The following is a 24,644-nucleotide window of genomic DNA, read 5'->3' on the forward strand; positions in this document are numbered from 1 at the left end:
GTTACACTCGACACTCGACTACGTCAGCCCCATGACGTTCGAGAAGAAATGGCTGGCAGCCCAACAAGGCCAGGCCGCATAACTCCCGCGGTTATGGGGTTCGTCAAACAGGGGCAAGGTCATAGAGTATTCTTTTAGAGGATTCGAAAATTATGAGGTATTAAGCAGAAAACCTAGCCATCGATCTAGGTTTGTCGCTTGTGAGTGCAGTTCGATCTGGCGTAATAGCGAGCTGAGGAGTTCGACCTGAGATGCCATCTGCTGAAGTGCCTCTTCAAGTCATCGCCTGGAGAGCAGCCGTAAATAACTTCGTTCCAAGCGGTCAGATTGACGGCAACTTATTTATCGATTCAGATGGGTTGCTTAAAATATTGCTCGTTGACCCCCTCAATACAACTCACCCGCGAACCGCCAGCCCCGCACTACCCGCACCGCTAACCCGTCCATCCAGCTGACATGCGCGCTTACTACGCGCCAGCCATGGGCCATCTTCACCCACGTCTGGCTCTGCCTGCCGACGCGCGGCTCGCCTTCACGGCGAAACCAACGTCAATCCGGTTTGCGGTACGACGCTGCCGAAGTACGGCGGCGGTCGGAGCGGCCTGACGATGGCGCCGCCGATCGCGATGAGCGCATCGGGCGATGCAAGCGGGACCACGAAGAGCGCGATTAGCGGCGTCGAGGTTAACAGGTTGCGTTATGAGTTAGCAGCTCCTATGAACTGTTTTTGAAACCGTCTCTAATTGTCATCGTTAAGCCAAATGAAAACCCTCGGCGCGAGTTACGAGACTCGCGGTCGAACATCGGGGAGAGAACCTCGGGGCCATCGCTCTGGTAACGCAAGTGTCGTACCCGGACTCGTGACGTTCTCGCCCGGCGGCGCAGCACCCCCGGAGAAACCGCGCGGGATACGGGCCCGAGATTTGATGGCGCGATGGTCCTGTTCGGCCAGTTATTCAGAAATTTAGAGGATGCAATATCTCTACGAAGTCGGGCATAAGCGCGCACGCGAACGCCTTTTTCGACCGATCGAGAACGATAGCGTCACTAACATCGCCGTTGAAAATGGTTTCCTTCATCTGGCTGAACTCGCGCATGCGTAAAAGAGCGTGTTCGTTGAAACGCTATTTGAGACGTGCAAGAAAAAGAGGTGGAGCATTGTTTATCGCGAAATTCGCCGGCCGCCTGCGCTTGTTAGGAAAACGCTCGTGAGCGTGCAGTCAGCTACACCGAAAATGGTTATTCCAAAAAACTCAGTGGCGCGGTGCCGACTCTTCTAACCCGACCGTCCGAGCAGAGCAACGTTTTCGCGTAGTACCGCCTCACGCAGTGACGGGCGGTACTACTATGTACCGTTTGAACCATGAATTACACGTGCGACAGTAAGTCTCGCCAGTCTATTCCCGCTACCGCAGGATCTAGAGTAAATTGCTTCTGGATTTTAGAAAAAGGACCTATTTATTCAAAGGCTTGGCGATTAGATACAACAGAAACGGCGAATTGCGAGGCTGAATAGAGCGGCAGCATGCTGCCGTACGGCAGCATAAAACGGATCATTTGTGCAAGATCAAAACTACGTACCGCTGATTGTGGATCTGGATGGAACGCTGACATTGACAGATACGCTGGCCGAATCTGTCGTCAACGTCGTGAAGCAGAACCCATTGAATATCATCCGCTTGCCATTCTGGCTATTGAAGGGACGTTTGGCTTTCAAACAGGCGATTGCGGCCCGCGCGAATCTTGCCGTCGAACACCTTCCGTACCGCGAAGCGTTGATCGACTATCTGGCTGCCGAGAGAAAACGTGGCCGCAAGATTGTTCTCGCAACTGCTGCGCATAGGTCAATTGCGGAACGCGTGTCCGCACACGTAGGACTTTTCGACGTAGTGATAGCCACCGAAAGCGACGCAAATCTGAGAGGGCTTGCCAAGCTCGAGAAGATACGCGCCTGTGTCGGCAAGCAGTTCGTCTACGCCGGCGACAGCCGTCACGATCTACCGATATGGCTCGCTGCGAAGGCTGCCATTTTGACCGGCGTTTCGCCACGTCTTGCCGGTCTGGTCCGCAACAAAGTACCCATTGAGCGTGAGTTCTCTAACAGTAGCGCCACTCTTTCTCTCTGGTCGAAGGCGCTGCGGGCTCATCAGTGGCTAAAGAATTTACTGCTTTTTGTGCCGTTGCTGACGGCATTTTCCTTCTTTTACGTTGAGAAGCTGGCGTCGCTCGCCATGTGCTTTGTTTCGATGTCGCTGGGTGCGTCGGCAACCTACATCGGAAACGATATTTGGGATCTGGAGAGTGATCGAAGGCATCCCCGCAAGCGGCAGCGACCTTTCGCAAGCGGCGCATTGTCATTGTTCAAGGGCGTGCTCTGTGCGACGACGCTACTTGCCGTATCACTAGTATTGGCGTTTGCGACATCGTCAGCGTTTGGCGCGATGCTGGTGCTTTATCTGATCGCAACCACCGCCTATAGCCTGGTCCTGAAAACTCGTGTCATTGTCGACGTCATCATGCTGTCGTTGCTCTACACGCTGAGAATTCTGGCAGGCTCGGTCGCGGTCAATATCAGCATCAGTCACTGGCTACTCGCGTTTTCGGTTTTCGCTTTTCTGAGTCTCGCGCTGGTCAAACGCTGCGCGGAACTGATGTCCTTGCGTACCATTTACGAAGGTGCCATGGTTGGCCGCGACTACCGAGTCGCGGATCTTGAGGTGCTGTGGCCGCTAGGCATTGGCTCGTCACTCGCTGCAGTGATTGTCTTCGGTCTCTTCATCAATGCACCGGAAACAGCGTTGCGGTATGCGACTCCTTCATTGCTCTGGTTTGCCGCGATTGGCCTGATTTCTCTGTTCGCGAGGCTTTGGATCACGACCGTGCGCGGCGAGATGCATGACGATCCGATCGTTCATCTCATCGAAGACCGCGGCAGCCTTCTCGTCATTCTGTTGATGGTCGCCACAATGATGGCTGCACACTGTGTCCGCTTTTAACAGGTCTACAAATGGACGTGAAAAAGAAGAATAGAATTCTGGCATTTTGCAGGTTCTCGATCGTATTCGTTCTGCTGCTCGTTCTCGCCGGAAATATCACCAATAGCGTGCTGCTGAAGTTCGGATTTCGTGACGATCACAAGCTCGATGGCTATGCACAGAGCCTCACCCTGGTCAGCATGATGGAGGGAACCGCGCCGCGGCCCTACGTGTACCGGGCCACGTTCGCGAAAGCGGCGAAGCAGATAGCCGCGCGACTGAGTCCGGAACTGCAGCAAAAATTTTTCAAGTCGATCAGTCGCTATGACTCACTGCGACATAGCTACTTCAGCGGCGTTCCGGACGAGTATTGGACGCCTGTGGTCGCGATTACGTACCACATCGTCTATTTTTTTGTCGTGCTGTCGATGGTGCTTACACTGTTGGTGGTCTACAAGCTCGCGCGCATGCACGGCTTAACATTCGGGCAGACACTTGGGTTCCTGGCTGGCTTTAGCATCGTCTATCCACTTACCTTTCAGCAGGGCGGTTACTACTACGACTTTATCGAAATACTGGGCGTATTCAGTGCGTGTTTTTTCGTGCTCAAGAGGTGGATGATTCCGTGCACGCTGGTTATCGCGCTCTTCTCTTTCAACAAGGAGACGTTTTTTCTTGTGCCGCTCGCACTTTTCTTTCTGCATGAGCGAGACGTTTCAATGAGGAGTCGGATTGGCTGGCTGCTGCTGCAGATCGCGTGCTGTTTTGTGAGCCGGCACTTCGTGATGAACGGCTACGACGCGAATAGCGGTTCTTTCATCGAAGTTCACGCGAAGGAAAACCTGCTTTTCTGGCTTAATCCGGGCTCATATGTCAGGTTTTATAACCTGATCGCCAAGGGCATCTTCACGCCGAGCCTGCAGAACCCGCTGATCCTCGTGCCTTCGATCGTGTTTTTCCGCCACGCATGGCGGCAGGCCGGCACGCGTTACAAGCGGTATTTTTTTGCGGCCTTCCTGCCCGTCGCGGCTCTATTCATGCTTTTCGGCTATACCGATGAGGCCCGTAATCTGTCGTTGGCCTTTCCGGCGATCGTGTTGATCGCACTTGCTGGCGCGCGAGAATTCGGACAAATCTTTTCTGGCGTTGCATCGGATCGGAACCATGCAGTGGCGCAACTGGATTCGAAGGTAGATGCCTGATGTCCGTCGTGATTCTGATTGCCAGTGGAACCCTCGGCGGACTGGCAAGCGTTCTGTTGCGACTTGCCGCGCTCAAGGCAGCAACAGGGTTGCCAAACGAATGGATGCCGCTTTTGTTGCGGGCTGCGGCCCTGTGTTCGTATGGAGTCGGATTTCTGCTTTACGCGCTTGCGCTTCGTAAAGCCAATCTCGGTATCGCCTATCCGCTGATGGTCGCGGTTTCCATCTTCGTCGTACTGACGTTCACGGCGCTGCACGAGCACGCGTTGAAGCCGACGCAATTGGTGGGTGCGGTTCTCATTCTGGGTGGTGTCTGGCTGGTCACACGATAGGCATGAGGATGCCTGCACTCACTTAAACCGACCCGCCTTCACGCTTCCCCGTGGCGGTTCACTTGGCCGCGCCAGGCGGTTCAGGGTCGAACACGGCCCTTGATGTAGTAACGGCGAAGCGATCTCAGACCTCATCTGGCGCTGACTGATAGCCCCACCGCTCACCCATCCATCCAGCTCACATGCGCGCTCACCACCCGCCAGCCATCGGCCATTCTCACCCACGTCTGGCTCTGCCTGCCGACGCGCGGCTCGCCTTCACGGCGGAACTCGATATTGGTGACGGCGCACGCATCGCCATAGGTGGTGACGACGCGCGCCGTCACCGTGCGCGCGAGCCCCTTGCCGGGCCGCGCCGCGCGAAACGCGCGGATCGCGTCGTAGCCGTAGAGGTTTTCGGTGGCGCCGAAACGCAGCGTGTGCGGCGAAGCGAAGAACAGTTCGTCGAGCACCGCGACGTCGTTGCTGACGAGAGCCTGTTCATACGCATCGAACAGTGGCTCGAGTTCGGCAAGCACATCGGGACGATTGATTTCCATCATGCATTGGCTCCCATTGCAAGCGCGCACTCGTCGAACGACGGTGGCGGCGGACAGTACGCGAGTTGCGCCGCTTCGAGCCGGCGCGCGGCGGCGAACGCGAGATCCTCGCGCCACGGCGGTGCGATCAATTGCACGGCGATCGGCAAGCCACCGCTCGTGCGCATCGGCACCGCGACGACCGGCAGGCCGAGGCACGACACCGGCTGCGTCAGCAAGCCGAGATTGGGCCTGACCGCGAGCCGCTCGCCGTTGATCTCCATGAACTCGTCGCCGACTTTCGGCGCGACCATCGGCGTCGCGGGCGCGATCAGCACGTCGTAGTGCTCGAACAATGCGAGCACGCGGCTTCGCAGCGCCGCGCGCACGCGCTGCGCCTGCACGATCCACGCGGCGGGCAACAGCGCCCCCGCAATCAGCCGATCGCGCGACAACGGTTCGCGTTCGTCGTAACGCGAACGCAGGTTCTCCATGTGCAACTGTCCGCCTTCGGCCGCCGTGATCAGAAACGCCGCGCCGCGCGCCGCGTCGGCATCCGGATACTCGACGCTGCGCGCGGCGCCGAGCGCGTCGGCCGCCGCGTGCGACGCAGCGCGCGCGTCGTCGTTCGCATGCGCGTCGAAATAGCCGCCGAGTCGCGCGACCCGCAGCGCACGAGACTCTACATTCGCGCTCTCGAATGGGCGCTGCGCGCACGCGGGATCGAGCGGATCGGCGCCTTGCAGCGCGTCGTAGATCGCGGCGAGGTCGTCCACGTTGCGCGCGAACGCGCCCATGTGATCCAGATCCGCGACGAACGGATAGGTGCCGTGTCGCGACAGGCGCCCGAACGTGGGCTTCACGCCGAACACCCCGCACAGCGACGCGGGCACACGCACCGAGCCGTTGGTGTCGGTGCCGAGCGTGAGCGGCACGAAGCCCGCCGCGACCGCCGCGGCGCTGCCGCCCGAGGAGCCGCCGGCCGAGCGCGTCAGGTCGTGCGGATTGCGGCATGGCCCCGCGTGATGGTTCTCGGTCGTGAAGCCATACGCGAACTCGTCCATGTTGAGCGCGCCGACCACAATCGCGCCGTGATCCACGAGGCGCTTCACGAGGGTCGCGTCGCGCGCGGCGGGCGCCGCATCGGCGAGCACGCGCGAACCGGCGAGCGTCGTGACGCCTTCGAGATCGAACAGATTTTTTGCGGCGAACGGCACGCCCGCGAGCGGCGGCAATGCGTCGCCGCGCGCACGGCGGGCATCGAGCGCGGCTGCCGCGGCGAGCGCGCGTTTGCGCGTGATCGTGGTGAAGGCATTGACGTGGACGTCGTACGCATCGATGCGCGCGAGCGTCGCGTCGATCAGCTCACGCGCACTGAAGCTGCCGTCGGCATAGGCGCGCGCGATCGCGAGCGCGTCGGCGGGGAAGCCGCGTTGTGTGGTCATGGGCGATATACCGGCGCGGGTTCGTCGTTCGCATCGACAGGGTAGGCGAGCACTGGCGCGGCGAGCTGCGCGATGCGCGCGAACTGCGCCTTCACGCGCGCGGCGGCGTCGGCGGGCAAGGCCGGGAAATGCAGCGCGAGCGCGGCATCGGCGTAAGCGTCGAGCGCTTCGTTGGCACTGGAGGACATAGGGTGGCTGCTCACGATAGATGAGGAAAGAGTTCGCGCACGCGCGCGATCAACGCGCGATCGCTGTGCCGCGGACCAATGAACGACAGCGCGAGCGGCCTCGACGCGTCGCTCAGCACGGGCACCGTGACTTGCGGCAAGCCTGCCATCGCCGCGACGCTGTCCATGGTCAGCGCATCGCGATAGAACGCGTCGAGCCGCTGCGGCGCTTCGTCCTTCGCAAGCAGCGCGCGCGGCGTGGTCGGCAACACGATCAGCGCATCGTGCGCGATGCTTTGTGCGCGCTCGGCCAGGGTCTCGCGAAGCGCGCGGCAGCGTGCCACTTCGGCGTCGTCGAGTGATTTCAGCCGTGCGAAGCGCGCCGCGATGTCCGCGCCGAAGCGCGGTGAGGTCGCATCGATCCACGCGCCGAGCGCCGCGCGGATATCGTCGTCCTGCAACTGCTGATACACGTGCAGCCAGCGCGCCGGGTCGCCGGCGAAGACTTCGATGTCGTTTCCCGCGGGGGAAAGTTCGCGCAGACGCCGCGCGTCGTCCGGCTCTGTTGCGGCGCGCGCATCGAACGCTTCCTTGAAGAGTACGAACGAGTTGGGCACGTCGGCGGCGGGCGCGTCGGCGAGCAGCACGTTTGCGACCCGCGCGAGCATCTCGCCCGAGCGTGCGAACCAACCGACCGTATCGAAGCACGGCGCGAAGCGCAGCACGCCGTCGAGCGCGGCGTCGTCGTGGCTCGGGCGCATCCCCCATAGTCCGCAAAATGCGGCGGGCACGCGTACCGAGCCGCCGGTGTCGGTGCCGAGCGCGAAGTCCACCTCGCCGCCTGCGACCGCCGCCGCGGAGCCGCTCGACGAACCGCCCGGCAGCGCGTGCGGCCAGCGCGGATTGAGCGGCGTGCCGTAGTGGGCGTTCACGCCTTCGAGGCTGTACGCGAGTTCATCGGTGATCGTCTTGCCGTCGACGCTCGCGCCGGCGGCGAGCAGCTGCGCGACGCAGCGCGCGTGACGCCCGGCGCTCGCGTGCGTCGCGAGCCAGTCGGGATTGCCGCCGCCGGTCGTCACGCCGGCCACGTCGATCAGATCCTTGACCGCGAAGCGCAAACCGTCGAGCGGGCCGCTGCCGGTCGCGGCGACCCGTAAGCGTGGGCCCGGAACGAACGCGCTCATCGGGCCGCTCCAGTCAACGCAGCGGCCAGTTGCAGCGAATCCGCGACGAAGCCGAAGCACTTCTTCACGTTCCAGATACTCGCTTCCGTGCAGAACGCCGGCGACGAAGTCGCGCAGCAGTCGGTCAGCATCACGCAGCCGTAGCCGAGAAAGTTGGCGTCGGTCAGCGTGTGCAGCACGCATTGGTCGGTATTGACGCCCGCGAAGAAGATCGTGCGCGTGCCCAGGTTACGCAGGATGCTGTCGAGCGGGGTGTCCCAGAAGCCGCTGATGCGGTACTTGTCCACGCAGATGTCCTGCGCTTCGGGCTTCAGTTCATCGACCACGGCCGCGGCCCACGAGTCTTTCTCCAGCACGCGCGCGCCATGTCCGGGCAACGCTTCGCCAAGACCGATGCCGGTGCCTTTCGGCTTGTACAGATGAAGCTGGTTCGGCGGCATGTTCGCCAGATCGGGACGGTTGCCCCAGTTCACCCAGATCACCGGCACGCCGCTTTGCCGCGCGATCGGCAGCAAACGCTGCAGTGGTGCAATCGGTGCGCGGTCTGCACCGTAATCGCCCCCGATGTGGTCCACCCACCCGCCTTTGGTGCAGAAATCGTTCTGCATGTCGATGATCACGAGCGCCGATTTTTCGATGTCGAAGCGCACTTTCTGCGGCTCGGCATCGAGCGTGGTGACGCGCGGCGCGGGCGTTTGCACAGCCATGTCAACCAGTGATTCCGTGGCGTGCCAGCGGCTTTGCGCGAAGCTGCCCAGGATGCCGTCGGGCGTTGTCCGGCTTGGGTTCGAGGGGTGGTTCATCGGGTTCTCCGAAGCGTTGGATCGTTGGGGTTCGAGCGGCGCGGCAGCGCGTGGTCGGAATGCGCTCGACCGGCTCTGTTCAGTTCATCGGCAAGCGGTTTCTCATCGCACCGAACGCGGATTGGCATCGAAGTTGCAATGTGCGTTTCAGTCATGAATAACCTACTTACCGAAACTCAACGCAAAAGGAGTGCCAGTGATGTTCAGCTCGCAACAGACTTCGCGCGAAAAATCGCGCCGCCGGATCGTGTCCCGGCTGATGGTGATGGCGGGTGTCGTTGCGCTCGCCGCGCCCGCGCTGTTCGTCGTCAATGCGCACGCCGCCGATGACGCGATGCGCGTCGGCGTGCTGATTCCCGGCTCGAAGACCGACAAGGGCTGGATGGAATCGGGCTACGACGGCGTCGTGGCCGCACAGAAAGAGTTCGGGCCGAAGCTCAAGACGCAGATCATCGAGAACATCAACTATGCGGACATGGAGCAGGCGCTCACCAATCTCGCGACGAAGAACCAGCTGGTGATCGGCGTCGGCGGACAGACCCAGGCGGCGGTGTTGAAGATCGCAAAGCGCTTTCCGAACGTGAAGTTCTCGATCGTCGGCGGCAACAAGGGCGAGAACATGCCGCCGAACGTCGCCGGCTACGACGTCAAGCAGGCGGAGATCGCGTTCGTCGCGGGCGCGGCGGCGGCGATGCTGTCGAAGAACGGCGCGGTGAGCTATGTGGGCGGGATGGAGATTCCGTCGATCGTCAACGCGGGCAAGGAATTCGGCAACGGCGCGCGCTACGTGAATCCGAAGATCAAGTACTTCGAGAGCTATACCGGCGACTTCGACAATGTCGCGAAGTCGCGTGAAGCGACCGCGGCTGCGATCGCACAAGGCGCGGACGTGCACTATCACATCCTGAACCTCGGCCTGCGCGGACTCGAACAGGCGGCCAAGGAAAAGAACACCCACATCATCGGCAGCTACACGGACCGCTGCGGCAGCGATCCGCTCTATATCGCGTACAGCATTACGGGCGTCGGCTATCAGGCGCAATACGCGATCGAGCAACTGGAAAAAGGCCAGTGGCAGCCGGGCTACAAGGCATTCGGTCTGGCGATGGGGCCGAAGGCGTCCGGCATGGTGGTCTGCAAATCGACGCCGGCGATGGACGCGAAGCTCAAGCAGATCGAAGACGACATCCTCAGCGGCAAAATCAAGGTATCCGAAGGATGAGCACGCTGCCCTCCGTATCGCCCGATGCCGCGCCGATCCTCGCGCTCGACGGTATCGGCAAGCGCTTCGGCACGTTCACCGCGCTCGAGGGCGTGTCGCTCGAACTGATGCCCGGCGACGTGCACTGCCTGCTGGGCGAAAACGGCGCGGGCAAGTCGACGCTGTGCAACGTGATCTTCGGCGTGCATCAGCCCGACGCCGGCGCGATGCGCGTGAACGGCATCCCATACCGGCCGCGCAATCCGCGCGAGGCGCTCGCGCACGGCATCGCGATGGTGCACCAGCATTTCAGTCTGGTCGACGACGCGAGCGTGCTCGACAACCTGCTGCTCGGCCAGGCGCGCGGCTGGCTCAACCGTGAGCGCGAAGCGCGGCGGGTGCGCGAGGTGCTGGCGGGCGTCGGCCTCGACTTGCCGCTCGCCGCGAAGGTCGCGGATCTGTCGGTCGGTGAGCGTCAGCGCGTGGAGATCGTCAAGTGCCTGCTGCGCGAGCCGCGTCTGCTGCTGCTCGACGAGCCGACCGCCGTGCTGTTGCCCGCCGAAATCGACGCGTTGCTCGATACCTGCGAGCGCGTCGCGCAGCGCGGCTGCGCGGTGGTGCTCGTCACGCACAAGCTCAAGGAGATCAGCCGCATCGCCACCCACGCGACCGTGCTGCAGTCGGGCCGCGTGGTCGCGCGGTCGGCGTCGCCGGCGAGCGAGATCGACCGGCTCGTACACGCGATGATCCATCGCGACGGCGACGACACGCCCGACTCGCTGGCCGAGCGTCTGTCGCTCGAGAAACGCGCGTCGCCTTACTCGCGGCCGTTGCACGATGAGGTGCTGCAGCTCGACGGTCTCAGCGCCCGCGATGCCGACGGCGTCACGCGCCTGAAGGACTGCACGCTGGTCGTCAATCGCGGCGAGATCGTCGGTATCGCGGGCGTGGAGGGCAACGGGCAGAGCGAACTGGGCGCGGTGCTCGCGGGCATGCTGAGCGCGTCGGCAGGGCGCTTTTTCATCGCCGGGCGCGACATGACCAATGCGAGCCCGCGCGAGCTGACCGAGGCGGGAGTCGGCATCGTGCCGGAGGATCGTCACGCGGTCGGCTGCGTGAGCGGCATGAGCGTCGCCGACAACCTGCTGATCAATCACCTCGACCGCTATACGCGCGGCGGCTTTCTGCAGCGCCGCGCGATGCGCGCCGCCGCGCTCGACCTGATGCAGCGCTACGACGTGCGCGCGAGCGGACCGGATGCGCTGTTCGGCGGGCTGTCCGGCGGCAATCAGCAGAAGGCCGTGCTCGCGCGTGAACTCACGCTCGACCCGCTGCGGTTTCTGCTCGCCGCGCAACCGACCCGCGGCCTCGATGTCGGCGCGATCGCCGCGGTGTACTCGCACATTCGCGCGGCGCGCGACCGCGGCGTGGGCGTGCTGCTGATTTCCTCCGAACTCGACGAACTGATGAGCGTCGCCGATCGCATCGTCGTGCTGTACCGCGGCCGCATCATGGGCGCGTGCGCGCCGCATGCGAGCAATCGCGGCCAAATCGGCGCATGGATGGCTGGCGCGGGAGACGCTGTATGAACCGGGATCTGAAGCTGCAAACCGCGCTCGCGCCCGCGTCCGGCGCGCCGGGCTGGCGCACGCGTGTGCCGTCATTGCGGGTGGCGGGCGTGATCGCCGCCGCCGTCGGCTTCGCGATGCTCGCCGCACTCGGCCTGATCGCGTCGATGCACGTATCCGTCACCGATGCGCTCGCCGCGTTCGCCGACGGCGCGTGGGGCTCGCCGTATTCGATCGGCGCATCGCTGAACCGCAGCCTCGCGTTCGCGCTGGTCGGCACCGGCTTCGTGATCGCGAATCGCGCGAAGCTGACCAACGTCGGCGGGGAAGGGCAGCTCGCGATCGGCGGGATCGTCGCGACCGCGATGAGCCTGTACGGCGGCTGCGCGCAGCTTCCGTTCGGGCTGTCGTTCATCGTGCCGATGCTGTGCGCGGCCGCCGCGGGCGCGCTGTGGGGGGGCGTGCCGGGCGTGCTGAAGGCGAAGGCGGGCACCAACGAGGTGATCAGCACGCTGCTGCTGTCGTTCATCGCGGTGTGGCTGCTGTATTGGTGCGTGCAAAGCGAGGCGCTGCTGCGCCAGCCGATGACGAGCGGCGCGACGCTGCCCGAATCGCTGGAAATTCCGGAGCTGACCAAGCTGCCGGCGCTGTTCGCCGCGAGCGGGATGAACCTGAACATCGGCCTGCCCGTGACGATCGTGCTCGCGATCGCCGCCGCGCTCGTGCTGACCCGCACGCGCTTCGGTTTCGCGCTGCGCGCGGCCGGTCTGAACGCGGTGGCCGCGAAGCGCGCCGGTTTGCCGATCGCGTCGTCGCTCGTCGGCGCGCTCGCGTTGGCGGGCGCGTTCAGCGGACTGGCAGGCGCGCTGATGCTGCAAGGCGATCAGTATTCGCTGAAGGCGGGTTTCTCGTCGGGCTATGGTTTCGACGGGCTGGTGGTCGGCCTGCTCGCGCGCGGCTCGATCACCGGCGTGTTCGCCGCGGCGCTGCTGTTCGGATTTCTGCGCTCCGGCGGCATCAACATGGAAATGGTCGCGCAGGTGCCGTCGGCGCTGGTGCTGATCGTGCAGGGCATCGTCACGATCGCGCTCGCGGGCGGCGCGTTGTGGCTCGACAAAGGAGACGCACGGCGATGAATCTCGAACTACTTGCGGTCTTCGCGGGCGCCTCCATTCGTCTGTCCGCGCCGTTGCTGCTGGCCGCCACCGGCGAGCTCGTCAGCGAGCGGGCGGGCGTGCTCAACATGAGCGTCGAAGGGATGATGCTCACCGGCGCATTTCTCGGCGCGACGTTCTCGTGGCTCACCGGCAATCCGGCACTCGGTCTGCTGTTCGGGATGCTTGGCGTGATTCCGCTCGCGCTGCTGCAGGCCTTCCTGAGCGTGACGCTGCGCGCGAACCAGATCGTGACCGGCATCGGCATCAATATTCTGGCGCTCGGCGGCACCACGCTCGCCTATCGCGAAATCTTCGGCGAACGTTCGAGCGCGGCGATTCCGGGCCTCGCACACTGGTCGCCGCCGCTGCTGGGCAAGCTGCCGTTGTTCGGCGCAGCGCTGTTCGACCAGGTATGGCTGCTGTACGCGGGGCTGGCCGTGCTGATCGCGACTGCGGTCGTGATGCGCCATACCGCGCTCGGCATCGCGCTGCACGCGGCCGGCGTCGCGCCGCGCGCGGTGGATCAGTCGGGGCTGCCGGTCGCGCGCATCCGCTACGGCGCGGTGATGTTTTCGGGCGTGATGGCAGCGGCGGCGGGCTGCTTCATTTCGATCGGCGACATTCATACGTTCACCGAAGGGATGACCAACGGTTCGGGCTACCTGGCGATCGCGGCGATCATCTTCGGCAACTGGAAGCTCGGCCGCACGGCGCTCGCTTGCCTGCTGTTCGGCGTGGCCACCGCGATGCAGTTCCAGTTGCCGATGTTCGGGCTGCACGTGCCGACCGCACTGCTCGTGATGCTGCCGTATCTGCTCGCGCTGGTCGCGGTGGCCGGGCTGATCGGCCGGCAGACCGCACCGCCCGCGCTGACGCAGCCATTCAAGCGCTAACGGCGCCGGCGCGACGGAGTACCATCGGGTTTCGTCGCGCCGTGTCGAGCGCAGTGTTTAACGCTTCGAGCGAACTCATGCCACGTATTGCCGTATCCGCAACCGCCGGAAAAAAAACCGCAAAAGCCGCAAAAGCAGGAAAGGACGAGCCCACGCGCCGTCAACAGCTCGCCGCGAAAACGCGCGAGCGCATCTTCAGAATCGCGATCCGGGAGTTCGCCGACAAGGGCTTCAGCGGCGCCCGGGTCGAGACCATCGCGAACCGCGCGAAAGTCAACATCCGGATGATCTATCACTACTTCGGCGACAAGGAAGCGCTCTACGTCGAAGTGCTCGAACACGTGCTCGCGCGGCTGCGCGAAGCGGAACTCGCGGTGGCGCTCGATGTGCGGACCGTGCATCCCGCGGACGGAATCCTGCAACTCTACGATTTCACGGAGGGCCATTTCGCCGCGCATCCGGAGCTGCTGTGCCTGCTTTCGTGGGAGAACCTGAACCGCGCGCGCTATCTGAAACGCTCGAAGGTGATTCAGGCGATGTCCTCGCCGGTGCTCGACAAACTGCGCACGCTGATCGAGCGCGGCGAGGCGGCTGGCAATCTGCGCGCGGGAATCGATCCGCTGCATCTGTACGTGACGCTCGTGAGTCTCGCTTATTTCCACAAGTCGAACGCGTACACCATTTCGCGGATGTTCGACACCGACATGCTCGCGCCGTCATGGCAGGCCGACCATAAGGCCGAGGCGCACGCGCTGGTGCGCGCGTATCTGGAAGGCGAGCGCGTGCTCGAACCCGGCTAGTTCAGCGCGCGCGGCTACGCTTGCGCGCGATGGCGCGCACGATCAGCAGTCCGCCGATCATCACCGCGAGCGACATCAACGTGGTCATCGTGCCGAGCGCGTAGATCACCGGCGTCGTCACGGAAGTCGTCAGGCCCTGCAATTCGAGCGGCAGCGTGTTCTGGTCGCCGATCGCTTGCGACGTGCGGGCGATTTCATCCCACGACAGCGTGAAGCCGAACATCCCGACGCCGATCACCGAAGGCCCGATGATCGGCAGCACCACGTGCTTGAACGACTGCCACGGCGACGCGCCGAGATCGCGCGCGGCCTCTTCGTAAGCAGGATTGAAGCGGTTGAACACCGCGAACATCACCAGCAGGCCGAACGGCAGCGTCCACGTGAGATGCGCGCCGAGCGCGGACGTAAACAGACCCATCGAGGTGGTCCAGTTATCCGCGAACGACTGCCAGCCCCATGCGTTCGCGACATATTTGACGAGCGTATCGAGCAGCCGGAAGGTCAGGCCGATGCCGAGCGAGACGATGATCGACGGCATGATCAGACTGGCGACCGACACATAGAACACCGCGGTATCGCCGCGAAAACGGCGCCGGAACGCGAGGCCCGCCGCGACCGAGAACAGCACGGTCAGCACGGTCACCGCGAGCGCCAGTTTCACCGAGCGGCCGAACGCGGCCCAGATGTCGATATCGCCGACGCCGTCGCGCAGCGCCGCGAACCAGTGCAGCGACACGCCGCGCATCGGAAACGTCAGGCCGCCTTCCGGTCCCTGGAACGACAGCACGAAGATCGTGATGACCGGGCCGTAGAGAAACAGCACGAATAGCCCGAACACGAGTGCGAGCCAGTAGAAGCTTGCCGGCCGATGCTCGCGATGCGTGATTGCGCGTCCCATCTCACAACTCCTTTCTGATATCGACGACGCGCGTGAGCGCCCACACGATCATCAGCACGACGGCGAGCAGAATGATCGCGTTGGCCGCGGCGGCGGGAAACTGCAGATAGCCGGTCTGCACCTGGATGATCTTGCCGACCGACGCGATCTGCTGGCCGCCCATCACGCCGACCGTCAGAAAATCGCCCATCACGATCGTGACGACGAAGATCGAGCCGATCACGATGCCGGTCTTCGACAGCGGCAGCACCACGTCGCGGATCACTTGCCAGCCGCTCGCGCCGCCGTCGCGCGCGGCTTCGAGCAGCGAGCGGTCGATACGCATCATCGCGTTGAAAATCGGCACGATCATAAAGAACGTGTACAGATGCACGAACGCGAGCACCACCGAGAAGTTCGAATACAGCAGCCAGTCGAGCGGCTGCTCGACCAGATGCGTCGCGAGCAGCGCCTGATTGACGAGCCCGTTGCGGCCGAGCAGCGGAATCCACGAGATCATCCGGATCACGTTCGAGGTCCAGAACGGGATCGTGCAGACGAGGAACAGCACCGTCTGCATCGCGGTCGTGCGCACGTGGAAGGCGAGAAAGTACGCGATCGTGAAGCCGAGCAGCAGCGTCACCGCCCAGACGATCGCGCAGAACTTCAGCGTCGACCAGTAGGTCTTGAAGGTCACGCAGACATCGGTGACGGACCCGCAGCCGTCGAAGATCGCCGCGTAGTTCTTCAGCGTGAAAGCCGGGATGATCTGATATTCGTTGAAGTCCCAGAAGCTCACGATCAGCGTGATCACGAGCGGCACGATGAAAAACAGCACGAAGGTCAGCGTGAGCGGCGTGGCCTGGAGCCACGCACTCACGCGCCGGTGACGCACCGGCGTTTCCTTCGCCTGCTGCAGATATTCGACGGAAGCCATTGCCGGGCATGCTCCTTCAGGCGCGCTTCATGTGCGCTTCTGTGTGTTTCATTTGTGCTTCATGTGTGCGTCACACGCGGGTTACGCGGCGATGAACTCGTTCCATTTCTGGACCATGTAGATGTTCTCGTCCATCACCGCGTTCCAGCAGGCGATCGCGCCCATGCGCTGGTTGTACGAGCCGCCGTCGCGCACGCTGCCGGCCTTTTCCAGCAATTGGCCGTCGGGCGCCTTGATGTTCTGCGCGGCGGGCTTGCCTTCCATCCAGTAGTCCCACTCGTAAGCCTGCATATGCGAGCGCGCGGTGTCCGTCACGCCGGGGTAGTAGCCCTGGCGCATCAGATACGCGCCGGCCCAGCCGTCCTGGAACCAGTTGACGAATTCGTACGCCGCATCGAGCTTCTTGCCCTGCAACGAGCGCGGAAAACCGAAGCCCGACGCCCACGAGCGATAGCCCTCCTTGAGCGGTTGGAACTTGCACGCGATTCCCATCGTGCGGACCTTGGTGACGGCCGGCGACCACATCGACTGGATCACGACTTCGCCCGAGGCCATCAGGTTCACGCTTTCGTTGAAGTCGCGCCAGAACGCGCGGAACTGCCCGGCGCGCTTCGCGTCGATCAGCACCTTGATGGTCTGATCGATTTCGGCCTTCGTCATGTTGCCCTTGTCGCCGTACTTCACGTGACCCATCGCTTCGATCGCCATCGCCGCGTCCATGATGCCGATCGCCGGAATGTTCAGCAGTGCCGCCTTGCCCTTGAATTGCGGATCGAGCAGGTCGGCCCAGGTGGTGACCGGACGCGCGATCAGATCCGGGCGGATGCCGAGCGTATCGGCGTTGTAGGTGGTCGGAATCAGCGTCATCCATTCGGTGGGCGTTGCGCTGAATTCGGTCGAGCGCGCGCCCTTCAGGAACATCACCTTCTTCGGCGCGGTGCCCTGGTCGCCGATCTTCTTGCCGTTGACCTCGCCCCTCGTGAGCACCGGTGTGATCTTGTCGGCGAGCTTGATGCGTTTGGTGTCCATGCCCGCGAGCGTGCCGGCCGGGATCAGCTTCTTCAGCGCGAAGTATTCGGTATCGACGATATCGAACGAATTGGGCTGGGTGATGATCCGCTTGGCGACGTCGTCGGTAGTGACCGGAATGTATTGAATCTCGATGCCGGTGTCTTCCTTGAACTTCTTCGCGATGTCGGCGCTCTGGTTCACCGCGGTGCCCAGATAGCGCAACGTGATCTTCTCCTGCGCGTGCACGTACGGGAACCCGGCGATGCCGGCCGCCGCCACCGCGCCCTTGATGAAGCTGCGCCGCGACAGCCCCTTGCTGGCGGATGCGGGATCGGCCGCCGCGTTGAGGTTGAGATTGTCGTTGGCGTTGTCGTCGTTCATGGCTTTCTCCTCGAATTTGAAGTTGTGAATGCGTCGGCTCACGCGGCCAGCGGATGCGCGTGCTGTTCGTCCCACCACACCGTCACGCGCGCGCCGGGGCCGGCGCGTTGGGGGTCGTAATCGGCGTCGCCGATCAGCGAGATCAGTTCGGGCGAACCGTCGAGCGGATCGAGCGTCACGCGCAAATGGGTGCCCTGGTATTCGGCTTCGCGCACCGTGCAGGCGATGCCGCCGATGCGCGCGAGGCCGCCGTCGCCCGCGCTGGTGCCCGGCGTGACGCCGGGCGGCGCGACCCGCAGACGATCCGCGCGCACCGTGAAGAGCCGGCCGCCGTTGCCGAGCACGTTGTGGCCGCCGAGAAAGCGCGCGACGAATTCGGTGCGCGGCCGGTTGAACACGTCGAACGGCGTACCGCTCTGTTCGATCCGGCCGTGACTCATCACCACCACCAGATCCGCGAGCGCCATCGCTTCTTCCTGCGAGTGCGTGACGTGCACGAAGGTGATGCCGAGTTGTTTCTGCCAGCGCTTCAGTTCGACCCGCATCTGCACGCGCAGGAACGGATCGAGCGCGGACAGCGGTTCGTCGAGCAGCAGACAGCGAGGTTCGTTGAGCAGCGCACGCGCGAGCGCGACGCGCTGCTGCTGGCCGCCGGACAGTTGCGCGGGCTTGCGCTGCGCGTAGGCCGACATCGCGACGAGTTCGAGCAGTTCGGCCGCGCGCTTGCGGCGCACGTCCTTCGCGACGCCGCGCACCTTGAGACTGAACGCGACGTTGTCGAGCGCGGACAGATGCGGGAACAGCGCGTAGCTCTGGAACACCATCGCGGTGCCGCGCGCGACCGGCTGCTCGTTCGTGACGTTGCGTCCGCCGATCAGCACATCGCCTTCGGACACCCGTTCGTGACCCGCGATCATGCGCAGCGTCGAGGTCTTTCCGCAGCCCGACGGCCCGAGCAGGCAGCAGTACGCGCCGCTGGGAATACGCAGGTCGATCGCGTCGACGGCGAGCGCGTCGCCATAGCGCTTCGAAACGTGCACGAGCTCGATATCGGCTGGGCTCGCGTGTACCACCGTGGATGCCGGCTGAACCATGAAAGCGTGTCCTGTGTTGGCGCGGATGGAGTTCAGCGGGCAAGCGATTGCAAGACATATGCCATTGCCGCGAATCCGCGCGATGTCGTGGGTCTTTCGTCAATCCCGCCGCGCGTGTCGACGAATTGGCGCACATATTGCACACGATCCTGCGCCCCGATCGTCAGCACGTCTGAACGCAGGCCGTGCGCGTTTCAGGTGCGGATCACGTCCGCGTTGGGGCACGACTGTTCAAACCGGTTCATCCAAACTCGAACATGAACGACTTCGATCCGTTGCCTACCCATGGGCGCTTCGCTTATCGCCCGATCCACGACAGCGATGAATATCGCTGGCCCAACGGCACGAGCCTCGCGGTTTATCTGGGCTTCAATCTCGAGCACTTTGCGTTCGGCGAGGGGCTCGGCGCGTCGCTCGGACCACTGTCGCCGCAACCCGACGTGCTCAACTACAGCTGGCGCGAATACGGCAACCGGGTGGGCGCGTGGCGCTGCATCGAGCTGTTCGACGCGCTCGGCTTGCCGGCCGGCACGCTGATCAATACATCGCTTTACGATCATTGCCCGGAACTCGTCGAAGCCTGCGCGGCACGCGGCGACGAGCTGATCGCGCATGGCCACACCAACGCGCGGCGGCAGAGCGAACTCGACGAAGCGGCCGAACGCGCGCTGCTCGCACATTGCCGCGCGCGCATCGGCGAGCTGTCCGGCGCGTCGCCGTCGGGGTGGCTGTCGCCGTGGATCTCGGAGTCGGCGCGCACCCCGGACCTGCTCGCCGAGACCGGCTACCGCTACACGCTGAACTGGTGTCACGACGACCGTCCGGTGCGGATGGACACGCGCGGCGGAGCGCTGTGGTCGATCCCCTATCCGCAGGAGCTGAACGATCTGCCGATGATCATCGGCCGGCAACTCGACATGCGCGACTTCGCCGACATGATCATCGACCAGTTCGACGAGATGCTCGAACAGACGCAACGCGCGCGCAAGCCGCAGGCGCTGGTGATGGGCATCGCGCTGCATCCTTATATAGTCGGGCAACCGTATCGGCTGCGGCATCTGCGGCGCGCGCTCGCGCATATCGCGGCGGCGCGCGAGCGCATCTGGCTGACGACGCCGGGCGCGATCGCCCGGCACGTCGACGAGGTGATCCCGCTGGCGGCGCATCCCGCATGAAAGAACAGCGAGAAAGCGCGGATGCGCGCATCTACCGGTCGATTTTCGAAGGCGTGCTGAACCGCCGGCTGACCCCCGGCACGAAACTTCCGGAGCCCGAACTATGCGCACTGTTCGGGGCGAGCCGCGCGGTGGTGCGACGCGCGCTCGAAAAGCTCGCGTACGACGGCATCGTCGCGCTGCGGCCCAACAAGGGCGCGGTGATCGCGCAGCCGAGCCACGCCGAAACCCGCTCGATCTTCGAGGCGCGCCGCGCGGTCGAGCGCTCGCTGGTCGAACTGGCGATTCAACGCGCGAGCGGCGCCGACCTCGCTGCGCTGCGCGAACAGCTGGCGCAGGAACACGACGCGATGCACCGCTTCGATCAACCGTCGTGGGCGCGGCTTGCGAGCGGGTTTCATCTGCGCATCGCGGCGCTGGCGGGCAACGCGATCCTCGAACACTATCTGACCGAACTGATCTCGCGTTGCTCGCTGATCGTCGGCGCGTATGAGCCGGTCGGCCATGCGCCGTGCGAGCACGACGAACATCGCGGCATTCTCGATTCGCTGGAGGCGCGTGACGCCGAGCGTGCGTGCGCGTGCATGAATGCGCATCTGCGCGAACTGGAGGCGCGCATCGAGACGTCGCGGATGCCGGCCGCGAAAGGGCTCGCGCAACTGCTCGGAATCGATTCCGAGCAACGAACCATGGTGGAGTGAAGATGGAAATCGACTTCGAAGCGATCACCGAATACCAGCGCTACAAGCTGATGGCGAGCCTGATCGTGCCGCGCCCGATCGCGCTGGTGACGACGCTCGGTGCCGACGGCACCGTCAATGCCGCGCCGTTCTCGATGTTCAACATGCTGGGAGAAGAGCCGCCGATCGTGATGATCAGCATCAACCGGCTGACCGACGGCACGCTCAAGGACACCGCGGTCAACATCGCGCGCGAGCACGAGTTCGTCGTTCACCTCGCCGACGAGCCGATCGCGCGGAAGATGCATCGCTGCGGCGAACGCTTTCCCGCCGACGTTTCCGAACTCGACAAAGTCGGCTTCAGCGCGCTGGCCTCGTCGCGCGTGAAGCCGCCGCGTATCGCCGAGGCGCCGGTCGCGTTCGAATGCGCGTTGTGGGAGACGCTGGAAACGGCGAGCCGGCACGTCTTCATCGGCAAGGTGCTGACGCTGCACGCGCGCGACGAGCTGATCGATCTCGACACATGGCGCGTGCGTCTGCAGCACTACTTCCCGGTGGGCCGCTTCGGCGCCAGCGACTACATCACGACGCGCGAGCGCTTCGAGTTGTGAGAATGCTGGCTATTCCACGCCGCGATGCCGATATCCAGCACTCCCGCTCTACCGAGGCCCCAAAACGGAACTGGCCCGCCATCGCATTGAACCGCGATGGCAGGCCAGTGGGGGAAGCTGCGGGAGCACTATGGCGTTGCGCTCCGGCAGGTACAGCTACAACAAATTTTCAGCTAGCGACTCGGCTTACTGCGCTGCCTTGCCTTGCTGCGACGAACCGCTGGTCACACCGCCAACCGCGCTGTTTTGCGCAGCGACGCGAGCTTCGGCAGCCTGGATGTTCGCCGGATATTCATTCGGGTTCGAACGTGCCGGGTTGTAGCCGGCCTTTTCGATCTGGATCAGTTCTTCGCGAACTTCCGCGCGGGTCTTCGGCTGGTTCGATTGCGCGAAAACAGCAACCGGGGCGACCAGGGTAGCAGCGATAACGACGGCTTGAACGAGCGATTTCATGACTATTACCTCCAGATTTATCTTGTTTGGCTGCGAAACTCACTTGTTTGCAGCAGTGATGAGAGTCTAGGGCGCACCGGAACTAGGGTAAATACCTAATTTCCGAACTCACTGTTTCTGAAACTAAAACAATTTCGAGATGGGTCGGGCGCAGCGCGTCGGATTGCGCAGCGATTGGGTATTGGTGAAGCGCCTCAGGCGGTCGTTTCAGCCGACCGCTGCAGCCTGCGCGATCAGCAGCAAGCCGCCGCCGACGGCCAGCATGCCGCTCGTCCGCGCGACGCGAATCCCGTCGGGAAGCAGGCGCTCCGCAGTGATCGCGGCTGTCAGCGCCGCCATCAGGCGCAGATCCGAGACGCCGACGACCACCAGCAACGCCGTCACGCCGGCGCATGAGCAGCAGCAATGGATGCCGGTCCGCACCCCGTACCGGAAGGCGCCGGCCGGACCGGCGGCGAAGCTTGGTGTCGCGCGACAGCAAGCCAGATGGCGCGCCTTCCACGCGCTGCACTGCACGGCGCCGGCCAGCAGCACGACGACGCCAGTGATCGACGGCATCCCGTGCGCGAGCAGCGGCCAACGCAGTTCGAGCATCGCGAACGCGGCGCCGACCATGAACACCGCGAGTCCGAGCGCGCTCCAGACCAGCGCGTAACCGCCGGCGACCAGCAGCGTCAAGCCGGCCAGTCGCCCCGCTTGCACTCGCGCGCCGACGGTCGCGCGATAACGCAGCAGCATCGCGCCGAGCGACGGCAGCATCATCGCCGCCATCATCACGATCCACATGCCGACGAACGACGCCGCCGCGCGTGCCCACGTTCGGCCGCAGGTCGGCATCCACAGCATCGACAGCGAACCGCCGCCGGGCAGCGGCAGTTCCCCCATCGTCGCCATCGACGCGTGCTGCGCGAGCGTCGCCGCGACGCTCGCGGCGAACAGCAGCGCGCAGAGCGCGACGAACGGCAGGTCGGCACGCGCCGCGCGGCGCGGGAGCGTCCGGTCCATCACCGCGCGTACTCGTCGTGACGGCGCCACCAGCTCCCAGTCTCGTTGCGCCCCTTCGGCGCGCGATCGAGCCACTGGTACATGCCCCACAGCCCATCGACCCCGCGCGCGTAGGTCGAGTACGTGTGATAAACCACGCCGTCCTCGAGCACGAACGCGCTCATGCCCGGGCGATCGCGCGAGTAGGTGGCCGCGTCGGTGCCGCAGGTCGCCGCGAATTGCGCGACCGGCTCCGGAGTCGGCGTCGCGTCCATCGCGTGGCCGTTGCGCGCGTAGTTGTAGTCGATCTCGTGGTCGCGCTGCTGCGCTTCGGTGAACGAAACGTTGAAGTCGAAGTTGAAATCGCCGTCCGCCGACGATGCCCACGGGAACGTCCAGCCCATCCGTCGCTGGTACTCCTGGAGCTTCGCGAGCGGCGCGCGCGATACCGCCATCAGCATCACGTCGTGATGCGCGAGATGGACCGCGAAGCCGTCGAAGCCGTCCGCGATCGACGAGCACGACGGGCAGCCCGCCTTGTAGTCCGGCCCGAACATGAAGTGATAGACGAGTAGCTGCGAGCGTCCCTGGAACAGATCGGCAAGCGACGCGGTGCCTCGTTCCGTGTCGAAGCGATAGTTCTTGTCGACCCGCACCCAGGGCAGCGCCTGGCGTTGTTGCGCGAGTTCGTCGCCGCGTCGCGTGTGGGCTTTTTCGGCTTCGAGCAGCGCGCGCCGCGCGCTCAGCCACTGCTCGCGTGTTGCGGTCGTATGGGTGGTCATTTCGCGTTCCTCCGTGAGTCGTACCGTGCCGCGCGAGCCCTTGCCGCAACGGCCTCGGTGACGGTTGATGGTCGTGCTAGATTAGTACCGGCCATCGACCCGGCGGGAGTGACAAGTGTGGCGTGATTCGCTTGATGCAGTGACGCGCGGCGCATGCGCGCGCAAGCCGTGGACGCGTTGATCGGCGCGGCGGCGCGCGCGCTCGCGGCCGGCGATCCGCTCGGCGCGCTCGACCGCGTCGCGTTGCGCGACGATGCGCCGGCGCTCGCGCTGCGCGGCATCGCGATGGCGCAGCTCGGCGAGTTCGGGCGCGCGAAGGCGTTGCTGCGCGAAGCCGCGCGCGGCTTCGGCGCGAAGGAGGCGGTCGCGCGCGCAAGGTGCGTGGTCGCCGAAGCGGAGATTGCGTTCGCGTCGCGCGATCTCGGCTGGCCAGCCAAGGCGCTCGATAGCGCCATCGCGACCCTCTACGCGCACGGCGATCGCGTGAATGCCGCGCATGCGCGCTATCTGACGGCCCGTCGTCTGTTGCTGACCGGTCGTCTCGACGAAGCGGAGCGGCGGCTCGCGGTTTTCGACGCGCGGCTGTTGCCGCCCGCGTTGCGCGCCGCGCACGAGCTGGTGGTCGCGGGAGTCGCGCTGCGGCGGCTGCGCAGCCAGGCCGCGCGCGCGGCGCTCGCGCGGGCCGAACGCGCGGCGCGCGAGGCGGGCATTCCGGCGTTGAGCGCGGAAGTCGAAAGCGCGGCGCGGGTACTGCACAAGCCCGCGGCGCGCGTGATCGCCGGTGGCGAACAAAGGCTCGTGCTGCTCGATGAGGTCGAAAAGCTGTTCGCCGAACCCCCGCATCGCGCCCAATCCACCCGCCGCCCGCTGATCATCGACGCCTGCCGCTACGCAATCAGCGATGCGAACGCAACGGTCGCACTCGCCAGCCGCCCGGTGCTATTTACGCTGGCCCGCCTGCTCGGCGAAGCATGGCCCGCCGACGTCCCGCGCGACACACTGATCGCGCATGCGTTTCGCGCGAAGCGCGCGGACGAAACGCATCGCGCGCGTTTGCGCGTCGAGATCGGCCGGCTGCGCGCGGCGCTCGGCACGCTCGCCGGCATCGATGCGAGCTCGCGCGGTTTCGCATTGAAGCCGCGTCACGCGAGCGACGTCGTGGTGCTTGCGCCGCCGGCCGACGGCGAACACGCGGCCGTGCTCGCGTTTCTGTCCGATGGTGAAGCGTGGTCCAGTTCGGCGCTCGCGCTGGTGCTCGGCGCGAGCCAGCGCACCGTGCAGCGCGCGCTCGATTCGCTGGCGGCCGCCGGCAAGGTGCAGCCGGTCGGCGACGGCCGCGCGCGCCGCTGGATGACGCCGCCCGCCGCCGGATTCGCGACGGCTTTGTTACTCCCCGCTCCGTTTCCTTCGTGAT

24 protein-coding genes and 1 pseudogene are annotated in these 24,644 nt (G+C 64.4%); 12 read left to right on the forward strand and 13 right to left on the reverse strand.

The genetic code is table 11. From position 1 onward, the window contains the following. Positions 1-387: 387 nt before the first annotated feature. Positions 388-543, reverse strand: a pseudogene (locus LJ656_RS33665) (AtzH-like domain-containing protein); the annotation flags it as partial. A gap of 1,016 nt (positions 544-1,559) precedes the next feature. On the opposite strand from LJ656_RS33665, the gene LJ656_RS33670 reads away from it, so the two are divergent. From LJ656_RS33670 to LJ656_RS33680, 3 genes are read left to right on the forward strand one after another with little or no spacing between them, the layout of a single operon-like run. After that, entirely contained in the window at positions 1,560-2,996 is a 1,437-nt protein-coding gene (locus LJ656_RS33670; RefSeq protein WP_230513756.1) for a UbiA family prenyltransferase, read from the forward strand. 11 nt (positions 2,997-3,007) lie between these two features. Next, entirely contained in the window at positions 3,008-4,177 is a 1,170-nt protein-coding gene (locus LJ656_RS33675) for a hypothetical protein (protein ID WP_230513757.1), read from the forward strand. Next, complete coding sequence (locus LJ656_RS33680) at positions 4,177-4,509, forward strand: EamA family transporter (protein WP_230513758.1); 333 nt, start codon at positions 4,177-4,179, stop codon at positions 4,507-4,509. Before LJ656_RS33675 ends, LJ656_RS33680 begins: the two co-directional genes overlap by 1 nt. Positions 4,510-4,670: 161 nt before the next feature. On the opposite strand, the gene hpxZ is transcribed toward LJ656_RS33680, so the two are convergent. The 5 genes from hpxZ to LJ656_RS33705 are packed head-to-tail and all read right to left on the reverse strand — an operon-like array spanning position 4,671 to position 8,626. Further along, a complete protein-coding gene (hpxZ, locus tag LJ656_RS33685) occupies positions 4,671-5,051 on the reverse strand; it encodes an oxalurate catabolism protein HpxZ (protein ID WP_230513759.1) in 381 nt (126 codons plus the stop codon). Beyond that, positions 5,048-6,472 carry an AtzE family amidohydrolase gene (locus LJ656_RS33690; RefSeq protein ID WP_230513760.1) on the reverse strand — a complete coding sequence of 475 codons (1,425 nt, stop codon included), beginning with the start codon at positions 6,470-6,472 and terminating at the stop codon, positions 5,048-5,050. Before LJ656_RS33690 ends, hpxZ begins: the two co-directional genes overlap by 4 nt. Next, positions 6,469-6,660 (reverse strand): AtzG-like protein, encoded by a 192-nt coding sequence (locus LJ656_RS33695; protein ID WP_230513761.1) that lies wholly within the window; start codon positions 6,658-6,660, stop codon positions 6,469-6,471. Before LJ656_RS33695 ends, LJ656_RS33690 begins: the two co-directional genes overlap by 4 nt. 11 nt (positions 6,661-6,671) lie before the next feature. Then, entirely contained in the window at positions 6,672-7,823 is a 1,152-nt protein-coding gene (locus tag LJ656_RS33700; protein ID WP_230513762.1) for an amidase, read from the reverse strand. Further along, complete coding sequence (locus LJ656_RS33705) at positions 7,820-8,626, reverse strand: cysteine hydrolase family protein (RefSeq protein WP_230513763.1); 807 nt, start codon at positions 8,624-8,626, stop codon at positions 7,820-7,822. Before LJ656_RS33705 ends, LJ656_RS33700 begins: the two co-directional genes overlap by 4 nt. 196 nt (positions 8,627-8,822) lie before the next feature. Here LJ656_RS33705 and LJ656_RS33710 point away from each other — a divergent pair, with 196 nt between their 5' ends. From LJ656_RS33710 to LJ656_RS33730, 5 genes are all read left to right on the forward strand, one after another. Further along, entirely contained in the window at positions 8,823-9,848 is a 1,026-nt protein-coding gene (locus tag LJ656_RS33710) for a BMP family protein (RefSeq protein WP_230513764.1), read from the forward strand. After that, positions 9,845-11,416, forward strand: a complete 1,572-nt coding sequence (locus tag LJ656_RS33715) for an ABC transporter ATP-binding protein (protein WP_230513765.1) — start codon at positions 9,845-9,847, stop codon at positions 11,414-11,416. The genes LJ656_RS33710 and LJ656_RS33715 overlap by 4 nt, the downstream gene beginning before the upstream one ends. Then, positions 11,413-12,531: an ABC transporter permease gene (locus LJ656_RS33720; RefSeq protein WP_230513766.1), complete on the forward strand. Its 1,119-nt coding sequence runs from the start codon at positions 11,413-11,415 to the stop codon at positions 12,529-12,531. Before LJ656_RS33715 ends, LJ656_RS33720 begins: the two co-directional genes overlap by 4 nt. Further along, on the forward strand, positions 12,528-13,445 hold the full coding sequence (locus tag LJ656_RS33725; protein ID WP_230513767.1) for an ABC transporter permease: 918 nt from the start codon (positions 12,528-12,530) through the stop codon (positions 13,443-13,445). The genes LJ656_RS33720 and LJ656_RS33725 overlap by 4 nt, the downstream gene beginning before the upstream one ends. 77 nt (positions 13,446-13,522) lie before the next feature. Next, the gene (locus tag LJ656_RS33730; protein ID WP_230513768.1) at positions 13,523-14,245 is read left to right on the forward strand and encodes a TetR/AcrR family transcriptional regulator; all 723 of its coding nucleotides are present in this window, start codon (positions 13,523-13,525) and stop codon (positions 14,243-14,245) included. A 1-nt stretch (position 14,246) separates the two neighbouring features. On the opposite strand, the gene LJ656_RS33735 is transcribed toward LJ656_RS33730, so the two are convergent. From LJ656_RS33735 to LJ656_RS33750, 4 genes are all read right to left on the reverse strand, one after another. Further along, positions 14,247-15,143 (reverse strand): ABC transporter permease, encoded by an 897-nt coding sequence (locus LJ656_RS33735; protein ID WP_230513769.1) that lies wholly within the window; start codon positions 15,141-15,143, stop codon positions 14,247-14,249. A 1-nt stretch (position 15,144) separates the two neighbouring features. After that, the gene (locus LJ656_RS33740; RefSeq protein ID WP_230513770.1) at positions 15,145-16,059 is read right to left on the reverse strand and encodes an ABC transporter permease; all 915 of its coding nucleotides are present in this window, start codon (positions 16,057-16,059) and stop codon (positions 15,145-15,147) included. An 81-nt stretch (positions 16,060-16,140) separates the two neighbouring features. Continuing rightward, positions 16,141-17,451, reverse strand: coding sequence for an ABC transporter substrate-binding protein (locus LJ656_RS33745; RefSeq protein ID WP_230513771.1), 1,311 nt, complete (start codon positions 17,449-17,451; stop codon positions 16,141-16,143). Between the two features lie 38 nt (positions 17,452-17,489). Continuing rightward, positions 17,490-18,545, reverse strand: coding sequence for an ABC transporter ATP-binding protein (locus tag LJ656_RS33750; protein ID WP_230513772.1), 1,056 nt, complete (start codon positions 18,543-18,545; stop codon positions 17,490-17,492). 257 nt (positions 18,546-18,802) lie between these two features. On the opposite strand from LJ656_RS33750, the gene LJ656_RS33755 reads away from it, so the two are divergent. From LJ656_RS33755 to LJ656_RS33765, 3 genes are read left to right on the forward strand one after another with little or no spacing between them, the layout of a single operon-like run. Beyond that, positions 18,803-19,720 (forward strand): polysaccharide deacetylase family protein, encoded by a 918-nt coding sequence (locus LJ656_RS33755; RefSeq protein ID WP_230513773.1) that lies wholly within the window; start codon positions 18,803-18,805, stop codon positions 19,718-19,720. After that, positions 19,717-20,421, forward strand: coding sequence for a GntR family transcriptional regulator (locus LJ656_RS33760; protein WP_230513774.1), 705 nt, complete (start codon positions 19,717-19,719; stop codon positions 20,419-20,421). The genes LJ656_RS33755 and LJ656_RS33760 overlap by 4 nt, the downstream gene beginning before the upstream one ends. A gap of 2 nt (positions 20,422-20,423) precedes the next feature. Next, positions 20,424-21,011 (forward strand): flavin reductase family protein, encoded by a 588-nt coding sequence (locus LJ656_RS33765; protein ID WP_230513775.1) that lies wholly within the window; start codon positions 20,424-20,426, stop codon positions 21,009-21,011. A gap of 186 nt (positions 21,012-21,197) precedes the next feature. On the opposite strand, the gene LJ656_RS33770 is transcribed toward LJ656_RS33765, so the two are convergent. The 3 genes from LJ656_RS33770 to LJ656_RS33780 all read right to left on the reverse strand — a co-directional run bounded on the left by LJ656_RS33770 (position 21,198) and on the right by LJ656_RS33780 (position 23,230). Continuing rightward, positions 21,198-21,464: a DUF4148 domain-containing protein gene (locus LJ656_RS33770; RefSeq protein WP_075305028.1), complete on the reverse strand. Its 267-nt coding sequence runs from the start codon at positions 21,462-21,464 to the stop codon at positions 21,198-21,200. Between the two features lie 207 nt (positions 21,465-21,671). Further along, positions 21,672-22,469, reverse strand: coding sequence for a DUF2182 domain-containing protein (locus tag LJ656_RS33775; protein ID WP_230513776.1), 798 nt, complete (start codon positions 22,467-22,469; stop codon positions 21,672-21,674). Then, positions 22,469-23,230, reverse strand: coding sequence for a DUF899 domain-containing protein (locus LJ656_RS33780; protein ID WP_230513777.1), 762 nt, complete (start codon positions 23,228-23,230; stop codon positions 22,469-22,471). The genes LJ656_RS33775 and LJ656_RS33780 overlap by 1 nt, the downstream gene beginning before the upstream one ends. 168 nt (positions 23,231-23,398) lie before the next feature. Here LJ656_RS33780 and LJ656_RS33785 point away from each other — a divergent pair, with 168 nt between their 5' ends. Further along, on the forward strand, positions 23,399-24,643 hold the full coding sequence (locus LJ656_RS33785) for a helix-turn-helix domain-containing protein (protein WP_230513791.1): 1,245 nt from the start codon (positions 23,399-23,401) through the stop codon (positions 24,641-24,643). The last annotated feature ends 1 nt before the right edge of the window (position 24,644 follow it).

This window comes from Paraburkholderia sejongensis, assembly GCF_020880815.1.
Classification (GTDB): domain Bacteria; phylum Pseudomonadota; class Gammaproteobacteria; order Burkholderiales; family Burkholderiaceae; genus Paraburkholderia; species Paraburkholderia sejongensis.